Here is a 14980-nt window from a genome sequence, read left to right as displayed (position 1 = left end):
AGTGATGATCCTTTCGAATTGGTTCCGCAAACTCAATTCTACTACAGAATCGTCACTGTGGACTCTTTTATTGTTGCAACTTCATTTTACAATGCGCAAATATAGTATTTAGCAGATGCAAAATGCTTTGCCTGATCGTCCGTCAGCTGCAGCGTATATTTGCTCTCGGACTCCGACTCGGGTATTTCGCTGTTTGCGTAATCCTCATGCATATCCTCGCCCAGCCAGATCTTCTCATACTTCGAAAGATAATCGGTATATTCCGGAAACACATTCAGATCCCTATAGATCTTACTCCATTCGTTCTCATAGTAATTCTTATTATAGAACGGATAGTAAAGGGACATACCGGAGAGCCCCTCAGCATTGGTAGCATTAGAGATGACCATCTCTTCGATCAAGCCGGACAATTTTTTGGATTGATCAGGATATTCCTGTTCAAGCTGCTTTGCCAAGTCGCATAGATCAACCAAATCGTATTCGGAGCCTGTACTGGCTCTGCCCAGTGCGCGTGCGTCAACTCTGTGCGCTGCAAGCGCATCATACCTTTTTTCTACGTTCTTTGAAGCTTCCGCAAAAAGGTCGTTCACCGCATCGCTCAACTCTTCCGCACGAGAGAGATCCACGCACGCAAGCGTCGTATCACGATCATCATAATTCTTCTCTTTAAAGTAATCCAAACAGGTACTCAGATAATTCTGGGTTATATCTCCGATCAGACTTACCGGCTCCCGCTTGCCAAGCTCCTTCAAAAAGCTGTATTGCCAGCCAAAGGAAGGCTCGACCTCCTGAGAAGCAACCAGATATTGCGCGTACGGCGCCCATACACAGCAAAGCTCCGCAGACGCCATCAGACAAGCGTCGAACCCTACCCAGTCGAGCCGATTGTCTTTCGAGAACGATGACTTTTCCAGCGCGTCACTCATTTCACTCAGCGTCAACGAATCGTTATCAAACAACATATCCTTACCGTAACCGATCAGGGGACCGTTGCCGTGGTTCCAGAGAATAAGCGCATAATGCTCAGCCGGATGCTTCTGAACGCAATAATCCAAAAAACCGGTCAACGTTTTCGCTTCGCCCATCGAAGCCTGAGACATCTTCTCCTCAACATCATAGCCTTCACCGCTGAGTGTCAGGATCGTATTATTATCATTACCGATGGTATCGTTCTGCCACTCGGGGCTTCCTCCGGTACAAAGAACCACTTCGTTATTTTCGATGTCGATCCCGCTGTCTTGAATCTCGATCAGATCGTCCGTCGCAGCGCCGCTTTTTGACTCCAAATCGGAACCGATCATATAGATCATCAGTGTGGTTTTTCCGTTTGCGGCAGCAGAGTCGCCGACCGCTCTCCCTCCACCGCAGGCTGCCAAAGAAGCGAGAATAGCCGCAACCAGTAGTAACGCAAGCGCTTTTTTCATATTATATCCCCATATTCACCAAAATCTGCTATTAAGTATACAACAATCAGTCGATTTATGTCAACCTTTTTCAAAATATGACTATATTTTTTTGAAATACTGGTTATTATCACAAATAATAATTATACTCTGTTCTTCTTCTGTTTCATTCTCAATCTTCTAAGAAAACTATAATCAAAAGCGTAATACTATTTTCTAATGGAACGACTTAACAACTGTTGTGTCTGATTCCGTTTTATTCGAAAAAACAGTATAAATCACGACTCCGGAATCACCTTCGGATTGTTCCTCTCTTTCCGCGCTCCTACTTATACTAATCCTTAATAAAAACCTTTATCATCTATTGCGCTATATTTCGTATAGCTTTGTTGGGCTCCTTGACAGGGCTCCTTGACAGGCGCCAGCCTGTCTGCGTCTCCCGTCGCGCTATCCGAAATATATCACTAATATCTGATTAAATCTTTTTATTAAGGATTAGTATTATCGTATGAACAAATGTTATTGACATCACTGTAGATAAAAGATTAACAAGGCGCACATTCAGTCGTTAGCTGTGAATCAACCAACACCGCTCAAAGCACCGGAGCGGTAACAGCATCAATTACAACGTAGACTTCTAAAACAAAAACCCTCCCCTAACCTCGAAGTAATCGCCTCAAGGCACGAAGAGGATTATTGTCATAATCCTTGCGCTTTAATTCTGTTTCGGAAATATAGTCCATTATCACGCAATCCACGGACAACGATTATAATTCTAGTTTAGAATTATAGCTGCAACCGATCATATTTTAATATTCACCAAATGTGCGATCGAAGGTATCGTCTGCTTCTGAAGAACCGTTGTCGGACTGAGCAGAGCACCGGTCGCGATGAATAGGATATTATGATACCGATGCAGGCACATTTTTTTCAGAATATGTCCGCACAGAACAGACGCACAGCAGCCGCATCCCGAGCCTCCGGCGTGTACATCCTGCTCCTCATCGAAGATCATCACACCGCAGTCCTGATGCTTCGACTCGATATCGATACCCTTTTCCTTCATCAGATCATACAAAAGCCCGCTTCCGATACGTCCCAAATCTCCGGTAAAAATAACATCATAGTCATCCACACCCGTCCCTGTCGCCCGTAAATACCGCGCTATGGTATCTGCAGCCGCAGGTGCCATAGCGGCTCCCATATTATTCTGGTCGCTGACGGCGTAATCAGTGATAATGCCCGGACACGCGGCGTGAATATACGGCATATGAGCGTTCGGGAGAATTGTTTGACGATGAGTTGTATCAGAGCGTTCATGCTTGCGAAGCTTGCTGTCTGCTTCTATCACACAGGCACCTGATCCTGTCACTGTCCATTGTGCCGTCGGCGGACGTTGAGAACCATATTCAAGCGGCATACGATATTGCCGCTCTGCCGTACAGTAATGGGATGACGCGGCACAGACCGCGCGTACGGCAGCTCCGCTGTCTACCGCCAGAGCTGAAAGCATCAGGCCTAACGCCATCGTAGAACACGCGCCGTAGATCCCGATATAGGGAATCCCGAGTCCGCTCATCGCAAAACTTGAAGCGACACACTGATTCAGCAGATCGCCGCAAAAAGCAAGGTCGATCTCCTCATGCATCAACCCGCCTTTTTCCAGTGCCGTCTCTACAGCGGTACGCATCATCTCCGTCTCGGCTTGTTCGAATGACTGCTGACCGAAATAACTGTCATAAACAGCCTTGTCAAAATCATCTCGCAGAGGCCCCTCCGCCTCCTTCTTCCCAACAACAGAAGCAAAGGCGCTGATACGCGGCCGGTGTTCATACAAAATGACTCCGTTTTGATTAATCATATAAATCTCCCCTTTGCGTTAGTGTTCGCAAAAGACCTTACTTCATACATAAATATTCCTGTCTAAAATCCCCATAAATACACAGATATAGTATTCAGTGTTATATACGACCATAATTCTGCTTTGGAATTAATTTTATAACAAAATGTGAATATTCGTTTTTTTTAGCTCGAAATATAGACAAAGGAGAAAAAATGATGTATATTATATTAGTTAAATCATACTATCATGCGGTAGTTTACTATATTCAGCTTCGCATGAAGATAAACAAAGGACGGTAATTAAAATGAAGAATTTTGCGAAAATCCTCTGTGTGGTTCTGGCGCTGGTCATGGCGCTGACCGCGGCATCCTGCTCCATGTCTAAGCAGTTCGCCTACCAGAAAGACGACGTCGAGTTGCCCATCGGCACATATATCCTTTATCTCCAGCAAGCTTACAACCAGGCTCAGGGATTTGCTCAGAAGTCTGATCTGTACGATTCCGAGAAAGGCACCTACGACGGAAAGAAGTCTTTCCTGAAAATGGAGATCACCGATGACGACGGCGAGACTGCCGTAGCGGAGGATTGGATCATTAAGAAAGCAGAAGATTTGACGATCGATGCGATCGCCGGTATGAACAAAGCTAAAGAGCTCGGTTGTACGCTTGACGAGGCGGCCGTTGCCGACACCAAAGAGCAGATCAAGAGTTTCTGGGATCAGGGCTACGGCGAGCAGTACGAGCAGTACGGTATCGGTATGGAATCTTTGATCGCTCTGAGCAACGCTTCTACCATGCGCGATGCTGCGTTCCATAAGCAGTACAGCGCTGAAGGCCCCACTCCGGTAAGCGACGAGGAGCTCGCGAAGTATTTCACCGAGAACTATACCTCCTACAAGTACTTCTCCGCTAACCTTTACACCTCAACAACCGCAACCGACGGAGCCGAGGAAGGCAGCGATACCGCTCAGACAGTTGATACTCCCCTGTCCGATGAAGAAATCGCAAAGTACCAGAAGGATTTTGAAGGCTACGCCTCTACTCTCTCCGGCGGCGGCAGCTTTGACGATGTTCTCAAGCAGTATATGGAAGCTTACAACGTCACCGAAGATCCTCATACCGAGAATGTTGCCGTTCTCGACGACAGTGCTACTGACGAGGTCATGAAGACTATCAAGGAAATGAAGGACGGTCAGGCAATGACCATCACCGTCGGAGATGACGCTGATTCAAAGCAAATCTATCTGATCTACAGAGAGCCCATCGAAAAGCAAGTCGACGCCTACACTAAGACCGAAGAGCCGAAGGCTGAGGCTACCGGTGACGAGGCGGCACCGGACACCACTGCCGAGAGCAACCGCGACACGGTACTTGAAAAGATGAAGTCCGATGAGTTCGACGAGCTTATGAAGAAGTATGCAAAGGATGCGGGTATTGCCCTCTCCTCCGCATGCAAGAACTACAAGCCCTCGATGTTTGAAGCGACTAAATAATATTTCCGCTGATTAACGATTAATCCGAACGGAGTTGATTGAATGAAAAAGTCACTGAAATACTTATCCCTTGTGATTGCCGCGCTGTTTATTATCGCAGGTTCCACGCTGGTAGCCTTTGCGGATGATCCGCCCGCAGTCGAACCCGTTACTCCCGAACCCGTTACTCCCGAGCCTGTTACCCCCGACCCTGTTACCCCCGACCCTGTTGTTGAACCGGATCCCTATATCGAGCCCGATCCCGGTCCTTACACTCCTGACGACGGCTCCGGAACGAGTACCGGCGTTGACGGTGACAGCGGCAATACAGGCGGTTACACCTCGACCGATGATTACTATCGTAACACCGACGATCCGCTCGTCTACAGCTTCGGCGATGACGCTAACGTCAATCGTCCTTCCGCAAGCGATGAGGCGGCCGGCTCCGTCACCTCCAAGACAAAGCTCTATGACTCAACAGGAATAAGCGATAAGGAAGCCGCTCCTAACAAGTGGACCGAGATCACTCTGGATGAGAAAAAGACTACGACAACCACAGGTGTAGCAGACTTCTCCTCCATCAAAAATGATACCAACAAAAATGCGCATCATTATGATTGGCTGATCTATGTCGGCTACGCATTGATCGGTCTCTCTGTACTGGGTATCCTCTACTTCATCATTGCAACTGCTGTTCAGCGTAAGGCTGACAAACAGTACGAGTATCGGGAGTCCTCCTACGAGGCGCCCCGTACCTCTCGCTTTGCCGACGAGGCGACCTATTGTCCGCGTAAAGCATCCGCTAAAGCAGACACGGATGAGGTATATGTTCCCCGCAGAGCAAGACACGCAAAATAACCCCATAACGTCAGAACCTCCCGATATTGCTCGGGAGGTTCTTTTTTTGATCGTGCCTTGCCGATTATCGGAAAGCGATCACGGTGTACTGACTTCCGCTTGAATTCAGGCTGATTCGGGAGCCGGAGGCAGCCGCCGTTTCAGATACTGTCACGTTACTGCCGCTGATGCTGACGCCGCCCGTACCACTTGCGCCGTAACCGGAACAGCCGCAGTTAACAACCGTAACGCCGTTTTCAACCATTACAGGCGGGGTATTGCGCTTATAGATAATGACGAGCTTCGGCGCAAAATCCAGTATGATGGTACGGCTGCTCTCACCCGAACCCGAATAGGTCTTTAGGACGAACGGAGCGGCTAGCTTCTGCTTTTCATCCGCTGTCATATGGATACCCGCGTTTGCGAGATGACCGCCCAGCTGTGCGTCGATGATCGCATTGTCCGAAACAAAGTCCGCACGCTTAGGTCGATCATTCTCCGTCCATGCACACAAACTTAGATTTGTCGTATAATTACTTGAAGCCATTTTACCTCCTTATGATTCGTTTTGTCGGTTGTCTATCTGATCCCAAGTCAGATCCTCACTGTCAATGGAGCTGAAGGTACGGTTCATATTGTCCAGCTCCTGCCAGGTCAACGTATTAAAGGATAATTGACAGATAAGATGAGCCGGGACCATTCCGCTGACCTGACTGCGAATAAACGCCTGTTCCTTAAGCGTATGATCGGATGTCACGGTAATATTCACCCTGCGCTGTGCGGGATATTCGTTCAGGTCATAGCTGACGCCGAGACTGTCAAGTGCTCTGCGTATTCCGGCAGGCGTAAAGTCATCTTCACGCAGCGACATACGCAGCAAAAGACTCTCGCGCCGCTGTTCGACTGTCTTGCCCTCTGTCACTGCGTCGAATAACCGTTCATATGCTCCGAGGCCTTCATCCTGCGCTGTCGTGACAAACCGCTCACGCAGCAGTCTGTCTAGTATTTCGCGCGATCGCTCGAGCTCCTCGGCATAAACCCTTATTTCGACACTCAGGCGCTCTGCGTCGTCGGAGTAGATTCCCGCGGTGCCGGTGCGCTCTTTCATTCTCTCATAGATCATGATAAGCTCCCTGTCAAAATACTGCCCGGAACAGGATACTGGCTGTCGTCGATCTCACGATTACCTCCGTAGGATTCCTGAAACTTATAGTCGATAACACCCTCTGTATGATGAACGATATCTCCGATGTTACTCAACAGAACATCCTGACCGATACCGAGCGACGTGATATATTCGCTGACTCTCTCCTTAACAGTGTTTGCAAGCGCGGTCGAATTGTATCCCGATTCCGCTTTCAGAGCAATATACAGATTCACATTCACCGCCGTGGGACTCTTCACCTGCACATCAACGTTTAACTCACGCGCTTCATTGTACTTCTCCTGTAAAAGTGTCAGCGTATTTTCGTCCAAGGGCGTCCCCTGACCGCAGACATAAACGTCTACCGTACCTGCGCCTCTTGAACCGCCGACAACCGCTGCTGAATATACGCCGTCCGTAGCCATCGCGATCGAACGATAATAAGCGGCGTTCGTTCCGTTGGAGATTTCACGATAACTGTTGATGATACGCTCTCTGAGTTCGTCGTCACTTTCATTATCGCTTCCGCCGTAAAATGCAGTCACATTTGTCACGCTGCCGACTCCCATGACCGGCGTAACAATCACACCCACGGTACCAATTGCCGCGTTATAATCGCTGCCGATCTCTGCCGCCGTCACCGTGACCGCCGCGGTACTGCCGGCGCTCTGGATATAGGTCACGTCGTCTGTCACGAAACGATGACCGTCTTCCGACGTACATACGACAGTCCCCCTCGGCACGGTAATCACATCATGCTCCGGCTCGGCGGCGGAGAACACTACTTCTCCGACCGCCTTGGTTCCGTTTTTACGTCTGATTCCGCGCACAGCGGCATGACCATCGAGATATGTACCCTGAGCTGTCTCGACAAAGGATTGCCTTCGAATGAAATCAGCATATACAGCCTGTTCATACAGCTCGCCTGCGAGAACTCTCAGACGCAGCATGATATCCGACTCATTCTCGGGAATGATCCCGCTGAGTTCCCGGTATTTTCTCTTCATTCTCTCTAAAATATCATTGTAGGATTCCAGATAGATCCACCTCCGTAGTTGTTTCTTGTCCGCCGTAGATCACGCGGATAACCGCAATGCAATTCTCACATCTCAGCACCTCAACATCCGTACCGAAGATATCGGCACAGGACTCCTTGATGACCATATCGAGCTTTTCGCAAAGCAGCGGGTCCGAACTGTCGATGCCGCTGTAATCCGTTCCGAGTTCACGGTCATAGACAAAGTCTCCCCGAACCGTCAGCGCAGAGATGCGCACACGCTGAACCGCCTCCTCGATACCGCATATGTACTCGTAACTGCCTGAGGAAAGCGCTGCGATATCGCCGTTGCTGATACGTACATCCATCATTGTACCTCCCTGCCGTTGATCAGCACCCTACCGTCGTTTTTCAGTACGATCGAAGCGCCGCCCGCAGACCTCAGCATCAGTTCGCCGGGTTCAAGATTTGACGGCGGCTGAATGATCACCCCGGGGCATACCGCACCGCCGGAGCTCTGCACCACCACGGTTCCCGCGCCGCGTCGAGGGATCGAAACAACCCCTTCCGGCAAAATCAGCGGAACGTGATGATACCCCCTTGTCGCACTTACGTCGACGCGGCCGTTCTGCACCGCGCCGACCCTGCCGATCACGCTCTCCTCCTTCTCTCCGGAGCGGGCAGCGATATATTCGTTTATCCACATAAGCTGTTTCTCCTTTTCAGTCTAACGTCCGTATATTCTCCGTTAGCAGTCAGCCGATACTGCAGCGAGCTGACATATAACTCCGTTCGCTCGCCCAATACCGGGTCATCAAGTTCAGCAATGCTGCCTTCTGCACCGAGCAGGCACCCAAGGCAGCGGAGCTTGAGTGAATATGCCTTATCAGCGCCGTTACGGAGCATCATATCAGCGCAACGCATGGGACTGTCGGAAAGAAGCGCATTCAGATACCGTTCGCGTTTGATTCCTCGTTTTTGTGCGTCCTTATTGCTTACACAAAGGTTGTAGTTTCCGGGATTCTCCGTTTTAACACGTACAGCGGACAGCTCGGCGCTGCGTTTGTTCAATTCGCTGATACGCAGATAACTCACGCCTCCTTTGCCGAATCGGATCCGCTCCCTCTCCTGCAATCCTTTCATATATAAAACGCCGTCGGAAGTAATGCGCGGCGGGGTTGCATAACTGGCGTTACAGAAGTTTTTCAGCACGCTCCAACAGGATGCTCCCTTCGCAATCGTCTGTTCCGAGATACTCACCGCATCATCGAGATCGGCGCACCTGATCCCGAACGGCGCAACATAGCGTTCATAGATAAATCCCGCTGTAGGGTGATCATATACGCACGGCATCGCCTCGTTGTCAAGCAAAAGCGCCGCCAAGCTGCGCGCCGAAATCCGAAGATACTCGCCGTCCCGATAGATTACCTTCTCCTCCTCGTCGACAATCCCGTGAAAAACCGTCCGATCGTCATTTAATACCGTAATCTCACAGAGCTCATCTGTTTCTACATACGGGAACTCAACATTCAGAGAATCGGCGGGGACTTTTTCATCCACGCTGACACTCATCGTGAGCGGGTAGGGCGTGATGATCTCACGCCCTTTGATATCTTTCCATACACATCTCAGCACAGCCTGACTCTCTCCCCTCTTTTCAGTTCATCAATATGCGGTATCTGCGGATTCAGTCGAACCAAGTTTTCGATCGGAACCTTGTATCGAAAAGCGATATTCCACAGCGATTCACCCTCTGTTTCCGTATCATAAGTGATACCGCACGACTCGTGCCGGCGGGGACTCTGCGCTTGTACGAATACAAATCGAAATGTCAGAATATTTTCCAAAGGCTCTGCCAGCAATCTCAGTTCTTTAAGATAAGCGTAGATCGGCGTCATATGAGGCAGTACCAGCTTGCTGCGCTCATGGGCGAGGCAGAGCTTTTCCAACGTGAGATACTGCTCCACACAATCCAAGCCGTACAGTTCCCCTTCTCCGCTGACCACGCAAGGCATACGATTCAGGTACAGGCTGTCCGGCGAGGCAGTCGGCGAGACGACCGAACGTATATGATGTTCATTCTCGATACTCAGCTTATGAGGATTATGATGCAGGCTGACGCCGCCAAAGCGTATCGGCGCATTCTTCATCGCAGTCTCACCTCGGCTTCTTCGGTGTAGGCCATATCGTAACGGCGCGCGTCACGCTCCATCTGATCGCTGATATCGTCATCATCCGCGTCGTCCGCCGGCAATATTTTTTCATACTCAGTCATCGTCTATCTCCTGCTCTCTCATAAATTGTGCTTCGATCTGAAACACTTCTTTTACGCTCTCATTTCCCTGCACATCGGTATAACGCTCCACGACGCGGCACTGCTCATAGATATACAAATATTCGCCGTCGTTCAGCGAGAGAGAAAAGGATCTGTCCATCGGGATCTGCTCACTGAACATAGACAGCAGCTTCAACCGGATGCGGTAGCGGTTGCCCTGACCGATCGCGTCATAAGGTGTTTCACTCAGGTATTCGTAGATATAGCGAAGCCTCGGTTTATCGGTCACATCCAGCTCGCTCAGTCCGAACAGCGGCGAGTTGTTGATCTTCGCTTCAATATCTCTGCCGCGAAGGACTTTCAGCGTACTCATTGCTCTGTCCCCTCTTCCGTTATGATTTCAAGCTTCAATATCACATCGCGGTACTCGGTACGCGACGCGGTATCAAAGCCGATTCCGGTCAGCAGAAAAGATCGGATCCAGCCCTCACTGTCCTCGCGTTCCGCTGCGTCCATCACCATAGAGGATGCACGCAGAAGCGCCGAGCCGGAGGTGCGAGAGGGAGCGTAGACCCTCAGCCGCAGCTTCACCTGTTCCAGATAACCCTTCTCGCGGAATCCGACGCGGTTACCGATGAAGAAGCGCTTATTGCTGACCTCGCGGTTCTCGACGGCGACCGTATATTTCGTGATAGGATTCGGCGTTTTACGCGGAGGATACGCGGAGATGAAGATAAACTCGGACAACGCTTGATTGTTCTTGAGACGTCTGATCAGCACGTCGATCCGATTATCCGTTAATGTCATCATAGTAATCCTCCTTACCTGTCGATTCGGGCATCAGTATTGCCCAGACATAAATATCCTCATCATGTGCCGTAAATATTTCCGAGGTCACAACCGTATATTCCGTGTTTTTACAAGTCACACGCATCCCGTCGTCAAGCGGTAGATCGGGCGATCCGATATACAGCAGATATCGATTATCGAAATAACCTGCCGGAATATAGCGATCATTAATATACAGCCTGTGGCGCCGCCTGAGCGGCTGGACAAAGGCCTTACTGACCTTTGCCCTGCCGTCATAACAGATTTGCACAGTGTTACCGTACCTTTTGAGCGCGCTTTTAAGATAACCTGTCATCCTCATACGCGCACGCTCCTGAATATCCCGCTTCCGATATTCCCGATATCGACGATATCCGCGATGCTCTCGCGTTCCTCAGCCCAGAGTCTCTCGGCATAAGCGCCGAGGGGCTCCGGCTCCATCTGTACGTCGCCGACGCGGAACGATTTCAGCGCGTCGGCACTGCCCATCATGCTGATCTTATAAAAAGCGTAAACGGCGCAAGCGTGCTCGGCACGCCTCTGATCCGCCTCGCTGAGATCATCATGCAGGCGTTCCTCAAAGTACAGACGGCAATCCTCGATAATCGGCAAATAGCGCGATACATCCTTCATTTCGAGACCCGACACCAGAGTGAAGCGGTCGATTACTCCTTTCAAGCTCAAGTGTCACGCCCCCTTTAGTAACTGAGCTTCTTTGCCGCGCCGTTGTAGATCTTGGCGAAGCCCGCGATACAGCTGATGGTCGCGCGCTCCAGCTGACGATCGATCAGCTTGTCGTAGTCGACCGCTACGTCGCCTGCGACGACCATCTCGAGCGCGCAGTTCTTATCCAGACCGATGATAGAGTTGCCGCTCAGTGCGGGAGTATGGATGAGCTGAGCACCCATCGGAGTGATCATCTTGCCGGTACCCTGGAAGTTCAGACCGGCGACTGCGTCCTTCATCTCGGTCATCGAGAGCAGATCGCTCATCGCAGCTGTGGAAGCCAGCACGGTATTCAGACCGAAGGGAGTCAGCGCGCTCCACATGGCGATCAGGTCGGCATAGCTCAGACTACCTGCAGCAGCGGGAGTCACCGTGTCGCAGGGATTGGCGTTACCGTCGCCGTTGATCAGTACATCGACCGCGTCAGCGAGCTGTGTTCTTGCGATATAAGCGCCGATCTGCTTCAGAGTCACGGTAAACAGGTCGATGCGCTGGAAGCGAAGCGCCTCATAGGAACTGACCAGCATTCTGCCGCGCTTATGGAGCTTGACGAGATTATCGTTAGTCTTGATCTCGGTCACGGGGATGAACGCACCCTCCGCAACGCGCTTGAGGCTCTTATCGTCCTCGGTCAAACCTGAGGAAATGGAGCGATAGTCCATGCCGTCGATCTTGGTGACAGTCGCGACAACGTCGCCCAGCACGTCCGCTTCCTCGATACCTGCGTTGACGGCACGGCTGACATACTCGGGGAACAGCGCCGCGGAGTTGGAGGTCGCGAAGAACTTCTCGATCGTATCGGAGCCCTTGCCGCTGACCTTGATATCAAAGCGCTTGAGCTGACGGGAGAAAGCGTCCAGCCCCTCCATGGATGTACCCTGATAGTTCTCGGAAGGATCCATCGCTTCGAGGATCTCGGTCAGTGATTTACCGTTCTGGTACATGCCCTTCTCTAATGTAATATTCTCATATTTTGCCATATTATCAGTCCTTTCCTCTTACAGAATGATGCCGACGGTACTCTCGTCGCTGTAGATGACCAGTCTTTCGATGCCCGAAGAGCCTGTCTTGACGCCCTCCGCGGCTGCGGTAAGCTTGTTATAGCCGACGTTGATCGTTCCGTTCTTTGCAGCCTCGGTATAGCCCTCGAGCTGTACAGCGGCATAGCCGTCTCTGACGCCCACGCATACGCCGACGAAGTTGCTGTTCTCTGCTGCCTTTGTCACCTTACCGGAAGAGGTCATCATCACGAGACCGCCCTCCTCCACGGTGTTATCACACGCAAAGGTCAGCACATTTTCCTTAAAACCGTTGAAATTAATATCCATCATAACCTCCGTTAAATTCTGAATTCCGTATTGCCGGGAACATCCTCGGCGCGACCGCCGCCGAGCTGCGGCATAAGCTTCTGTTCCTTCTTCTCCAGTGCCTGATACAGGGCTTTCGCCTCATTGACACTGAGCTTTTTGAGGATACACTCCTCTACGGTATAGTCGAGTTCGACGCCTTTCTTTCTCAGCGCCTTGCGGAGCTTGTCCGTCAGCTCCTCGCGATATGCCGCGGCACATTCGCTGTCCTGCTCCAAGCCGGCGATATACGCCTTGAGCTTATCTGCCTCGGGCTTGGAAAGAGTCACCTCGCGCTCACAGTCGAGCGCCTTACAGATCTCGTTCATATCCTTCTCCTTCATCATTTTGATCACGCCGGCTGACCGCTGGGCGGGTACGGCGACAAAGCTGAATTCATACGCGTCCTGCGGGTCGGTCAGCTCACCGTAGCACAGCGCGCCGTCATACTCGCTGCCCTTGTGGTGCGGGCACAGCGGAGAGTGCATGTCGTTGCGGCAGATCGAACAGAGCGTATGCCCCATACTGCAGCCGACGGAAACCTCCTTGACGATCCCCGCCTCGATCGCCTCGATCAGCTCGCGGTTGCCCTCGGTGCGGCGCATATAAGCGCGCGCCGTCAAACGAAAGAGCTGATCGCCGAGCGCGGTCACAGCACCGTCCACGCTCTCTACGCGACAGGAGATGATCCTCGCCTTCTGATTCTTCGCGGTCGGGTCATGATCGATAATACCCGTCTTGCCGACGAAGAGCTTCTCCAGCTCGAACAGCGATTCCACGGTAAACCGCTCACAGTCTCGGTCGATATCGTTATCGCATAATACAACTGAGAAGAGATAGACCTCATCCGCCGTAAGCTCACGGCGTGAATAACCGTTTACCAGCGTCAGTTCCTCGGCGGATACCGATTCCACGGCACTTTTGATCACCTGACCGTTTTTCATTCGTTCACCTCCATACTCTGTTCGAGCTGTGCCGCACGCGCATTATTCAGGCGCGCTTCGGCAAGCTCCGTTTCATCCTGCAGACTGATATTGCTCCACTCTACGCTGACGGCGGGATCAACGCCCTGCGCATAGAGATAGGATCTCGCGATCTTCTCGATGACCGGCGTCAGGAGCGAGCGGTAATACTCGAGCTCCGACGTCAGGATATCCGCCTGCTGCGTCGACATACGTTCCGTCGACGACCAAGACAAACCTAAGAGAAACGGCGGCACCGAGAGCTTCGACACGATCTGCTCGAGGATATGCCTGACCGGCACATCACAGTCCAGGATCTGGCTGTCCGCGCCGATTGCGCGGATGCTCACATCGCCGACCGATACGAAGTCGCAGACGTGCTTTTTGTCACGCATGGCGCGGCTCCACTCGTCGGCGATCTCCTTGACCCGCTGACGGGAATTGAACGTCGAAGCGCCGGCGGGCGGATTGTAGGTCACCGCGAAGCGCACGTTCCCCGCACGTTCAAAGTTCTGTCCCACGCAGTCGAAGATCTTCATCAGGATCTCGCTGACGAACGGCAGCCCCTGCAGGATCGAGGTTCCGTGTACCGTACCGGGCGCGGGATTCAGCAGGGTCAGCAGGATCCTCTCGGGATGCTTCGCTTCCTTTACGAGTCCCGCACCGCGAATCCCGATCTTCAGATCGAGGGGATTTTCGCCGACGCCCAGCTCCACGGCTGAGACAGGCGCATGATACAGCGCCTTGACGCAGCCCTCGTCGTCGCATACCATCTCACCCACCGCCGTCCCGTAGGTCAGCAGCTGGTCGAAGTACGCGCAGATAAAGCCGTATAACCCTGTACCCGCCGCACCTACCGGCACACGCCGTACAAAATCATCCATCATCCGCTGAGCTCTGTCATCGTTACAAACAACCGTAAAGCTGCCTAAAAGTCGGATCAGCTTCATGATCGCCGCGTCGATGATCGGCACATGATCCCTCAGCTCCCTGTAGAATCGGGCGGCAGCGGGATTATCCGCAGCAAACAGCGGAGGGATGATGCCCCTCGACGCCGCACAGGTCTGGACCTGCGGGGTATCGGGGGGATTTTTCTTGGGAAATAATCGCATACTTTCCTCCTGTTTGTGGACGTATTCGCCAAACCG

Annotated in this window: 20 protein-coding genes; 2 read left to right on the top strand and 18 right to left on the bottom strand. The window is 51.6% G+C overall.

Annotation, left to right across the window (positions count from 1 at the left end):
• Positions 1–86 precede the first annotated feature (86 nt).
• Positions 87–1424, bottom strand: a complete 1338-nt coding sequence (locus tag R2I50_RS04955; RefSeq protein WP_316608053.1) for a clostripain-related cysteine peptidase — start codon at positions 1422–1424, stop codon at positions 87–89.
• Positions 1425–2205: 781 nt separating this feature from the next.
• The gene (locus R2I50_RS04950; RefSeq protein ID WP_316608051.1) at positions 2206–3264 is read right to left on the bottom strand and encodes a stage V sporulation protein AD; all 1059 of its coding nucleotides are present in this window, start codon (positions 3262–3264) and stop codon (positions 2206–2208) included.
• 286 nt (positions 3265–3550) lie between these two features.
• On the opposite strand from R2I50_RS04950, the gene R2I50_RS04945 reads away from it, so the two are divergent.
• Both R2I50_RS04945 and R2I50_RS04940 read left to right on the top strand, forming a co-directional pair.
• On the top strand, positions 3551–4738 hold the full coding sequence (locus tag R2I50_RS04945; protein ID WP_316608050.1) for a hypothetical protein: 1188 nt from the start codon (positions 3551–3553) through the stop codon (positions 4736–4738).
• 42 nt (positions 4739–4780) lie between these two features.
• Entirely contained in the window at positions 4781–5575 is a 795-nt protein-coding gene (locus R2I50_RS04940) for a hypothetical protein (protein WP_316608048.1), read from the top strand.
• A 64-nt stretch (positions 5576–5639) separates the two neighbouring features.
• On the opposite strand, the gene R2I50_RS04935 is transcribed toward R2I50_RS04940, so the two are convergent.
• From R2I50_RS04935 to R2I50_RS04860, 16 genes are read right to left on the bottom strand one after another with little or no spacing between them, the layout of a single operon-like run.
• On the bottom strand, positions 5640–6101 hold the full coding sequence (locus R2I50_RS04935; protein WP_316608047.1) for a hypothetical protein: 462 nt from the start codon (positions 6099–6101) through the stop codon (positions 5640–5642).
• 9 nt (positions 6102–6110) lie between these two features.
• Positions 6111–6677, bottom strand: a complete 567-nt coding sequence (locus R2I50_RS04930) for a putative phage tail protein (protein WP_316608046.1) — start codon at positions 6675–6677, stop codon at positions 6111–6113.
• Positions 6674–7705, bottom strand: a complete 1032-nt coding sequence (locus R2I50_RS04925; RefSeq protein ID WP_316608045.1) for a baseplate J/gp47 family protein — start codon at positions 7703–7705, stop codon at positions 6674–6676. The genes R2I50_RS04930 and R2I50_RS04925 overlap by 4 nt, the downstream gene beginning before the upstream one ends.
• Positions 7706–7718: 13 nt before the next feature.
• On the bottom strand, positions 7719–8063 hold the full coding sequence (locus tag R2I50_RS04920) for a hypothetical protein (protein ID WP_316608043.1): 345 nt from the start codon (positions 8061–8063) through the stop codon (positions 7719–7721).
• A complete protein-coding gene (locus tag R2I50_RS04915; RefSeq protein ID WP_316608042.1) occupies positions 8063–8401 on the bottom strand; it encodes a hypothetical protein in 339 nt (112 codons plus the stop codon). Before R2I50_RS04915 ends, R2I50_RS04920 begins: the two co-directional genes overlap by 1 nt.
• The gene (locus R2I50_RS04910) at positions 8392–9330 is read right to left on the bottom strand and encodes a hypothetical protein (protein ID WP_316608040.1); all 939 of its coding nucleotides are present in this window, start codon (positions 9328–9330) and stop codon (positions 8392–8394) included. Before R2I50_RS04910 ends, R2I50_RS04915 begins: the two co-directional genes overlap by 10 nt.
• Entirely contained in the window at positions 9324–9845 is a 522-nt protein-coding gene (locus R2I50_RS04905) for a LysM domain-containing protein (RefSeq protein ID WP_316608038.1), read from the bottom strand. Before R2I50_RS04905 ends, R2I50_RS04910 begins: the two co-directional genes overlap by 7 nt.
• Positions 9842–9970, bottom strand: a complete 129-nt coding sequence (locus R2I50_RS04900; protein ID WP_316608036.1) for a hypothetical protein — start codon at positions 9968–9970, stop codon at positions 9842–9844. Before R2I50_RS04900 ends, R2I50_RS04905 begins: the two co-directional genes overlap by 4 nt.
• Positions 9963–10343 (bottom strand): hypothetical protein, encoded by a 381-nt coding sequence (locus tag R2I50_RS04895; protein WP_316608035.1) that lies wholly within the window; start codon positions 10341–10343, stop codon positions 9963–9965. The genes R2I50_RS04900 and R2I50_RS04895 overlap by 8 nt, the downstream gene beginning before the upstream one ends.
• On the bottom strand, positions 10340–10780 hold the full coding sequence (locus tag R2I50_RS04890) for a hypothetical protein (RefSeq protein ID WP_316608033.1): 441 nt from the start codon (positions 10778–10780) through the stop codon (positions 10340–10342). The genes R2I50_RS04895 and R2I50_RS04890 overlap by 4 nt, the downstream gene beginning before the upstream one ends.
• Positions 10761–11120 carry a hypothetical protein gene (locus tag R2I50_RS04885; protein ID WP_316608031.1) on the bottom strand — a complete coding sequence of 120 codons (360 nt, stop codon included), beginning with the start codon at positions 11118–11120 and terminating at the stop codon, positions 10761–10763. The genes R2I50_RS04890 and R2I50_RS04885 overlap by 20 nt, the downstream gene beginning before the upstream one ends.
• Positions 11117–11482 (bottom strand): hypothetical protein, encoded by a 366-nt coding sequence (locus tag R2I50_RS04880; protein WP_316608029.1) that lies wholly within the window; start codon positions 11480–11482, stop codon positions 11117–11119. The genes R2I50_RS04885 and R2I50_RS04880 overlap by 4 nt, the downstream gene beginning before the upstream one ends.
• 14 nt (positions 11483–11496) lie before the next feature.
• Positions 11497–12504 carry a phage major capsid protein gene (locus R2I50_RS04875; RefSeq protein ID WP_316608027.1) on the bottom strand — a complete coding sequence of 336 codons (1008 nt, stop codon included), beginning with the start codon at positions 12502–12504 and terminating at the stop codon, positions 11497–11499.
• An 18-nt stretch (positions 12505–12522) separates the two neighbouring features.
• A complete protein-coding gene (locus R2I50_RS04870; protein WP_316608026.1) occupies positions 12523–12852 on the bottom strand; it encodes a hypothetical protein in 330 nt (109 codons plus the stop codon).
• Between the two features lie 11 nt (positions 12853–12863).
• Positions 12864–13814 (bottom strand): hypothetical protein, encoded by a 951-nt coding sequence (locus R2I50_RS04865; protein WP_316608025.1) that lies wholly within the window; start codon positions 13812–13814, stop codon positions 12864–12866.
• Positions 13811–14944: a serine/threonine protein phosphatase gene (locus tag R2I50_RS04860; RefSeq protein WP_316608023.1), complete on the bottom strand. Its 1134-nt coding sequence runs from the start codon at positions 14942–14944 to the stop codon at positions 13811–13813. The genes R2I50_RS04865 and R2I50_RS04860 overlap by 4 nt, the downstream gene beginning before the upstream one ends.
• Positions 14945–14980: the final 36 nt, after the last annotated feature.

Origin of the sequence: uncultured Ruminococcus sp. (assembly GCA_902785355.1) — a bacterium.
Taxonomy (GTDB): Bacteria; Bacillota; Clostridia; order Oscillospirales; family Acutalibacteraceae; genus Ruminococcoides.
The sequence above is the reverse complement of the archived record's forward strand: the minus strand, read 5'-3'. Positions and strand labels throughout refer to the sequence as shown.

Bases quoted from the DNA above. Each gene is read 5' to 3' on its own strand.
- R2I50_RS04955 (WP_316608053.1), bottom strand. From the start codon at position 1,424: ATGAAAAAAGCGCTTGCGTTACTACTGGTTGCGGCTATTCTCGCTTCT.
- R2I50_RS04925 (WP_316608045.1), bottom strand. From the start codon at position 7,705: ATGAAGAGAAAATACCGGGAACTCAGCGGGATCATTCCCGAGAATGAG.
- R2I50_RS04865 (WP_316608025.1), bottom strand. From the start codon at position 13,814: ATGAAAAACGGTCAGGTGATCAAAAGTGCCGTGGAATCGGTATCCGCC.
- R2I50_RS04905 (WP_316608038.1), bottom strand. From the start codon at position 9,845: ATGAAGAATGCGCCGATACGCTTTGGCGGCGTCAGCCTGCATCATAAT.
- R2I50_RS04920 (WP_316608043.1), bottom strand. From the start codon at position 8,063: ATGGATGTACGTATCAGCAACGGCGATATCGCAGCGCTTTCCTCAGGC.
- R2I50_RS04945 (WP_316608050.1), top strand. From the start codon at position 3,551: ATGAAGAATTTTGCGAAAATCCTCTGTGTGGTTCTGGCGCTGGTCATG.
- R2I50_RS04915 (WP_316608042.1), bottom strand. From the start codon at position 8,401: ATGTGGATAAACGAATATATCGCTGCCCGCTCCGGAGAGAAGGAGGAG.
- R2I50_RS04875 (WP_316608027.1), bottom strand. From the start codon at position 12,504: ATGGCAAAATATGAGAATATTACATTAGAGAAGGGCATGTACCAGAAC.
- R2I50_RS04860 (WP_316608023.1), bottom strand. From the start codon at position 14,944: ATGCGATTATTTCCCAAGAAAAATCCCCCCGATACCCCGCAGGTCCAG.
- R2I50_RS04895 (WP_316608035.1), bottom strand. From the start codon at position 10,343: ATGAGTACGCTGAAAGTCCTTCGCGGCAGAGATATTGAAGCGAAGATC.
- R2I50_RS04950 (WP_316608051.1), bottom strand. From the start codon at position 3,264: ATGATTAATCAAAACGGAGTCATTTTGTATGAACACCGGCCGCGTATC.
- R2I50_RS04930 (WP_316608046.1), bottom strand. From the start codon at position 6,677: ATGATCTATGAGAGAATGAAAGAGCGCACCGGCACCGCGGGAATCTAC.
- R2I50_RS04935 (WP_316608047.1), bottom strand. From the start codon at position 6,101: ATGGCTTCAAGTAATTATACGACAAATCTAAGTTTGTGTGCATGGACG.
- R2I50_RS04890 (WP_316608033.1), bottom strand. From the start codon at position 10,780: ATGATGACATTAACGGATAATCGGATCGACGTGCTGATCAGACGTCTC.
- R2I50_RS04940 (WP_316608048.1), top strand. From the start codon at position 4,781: ATGAAAAAGTCACTGAAATACTTATCCCTTGTGATTGCCGCGCTGTTT.
- R2I50_RS04900 (WP_316608036.1), bottom strand. From the start codon at position 9,970: ATGACTGAGTATGAAAAAATATTGCCGGCGGACGACGCGGATGATGAC.
- R2I50_RS04870 (WP_316608026.1), bottom strand. From the start codon at position 12,852: ATGGATATTAATTTCAACGGTTTTAAGGAAAATGTGCTGACCTTTGCG.
- R2I50_RS04885 (WP_316608031.1), bottom strand. From the start codon at position 11,120: ATGAGGATGACAGGTTATCTTAAAAGCGCGCTCAAAAGGTACGGTAAC.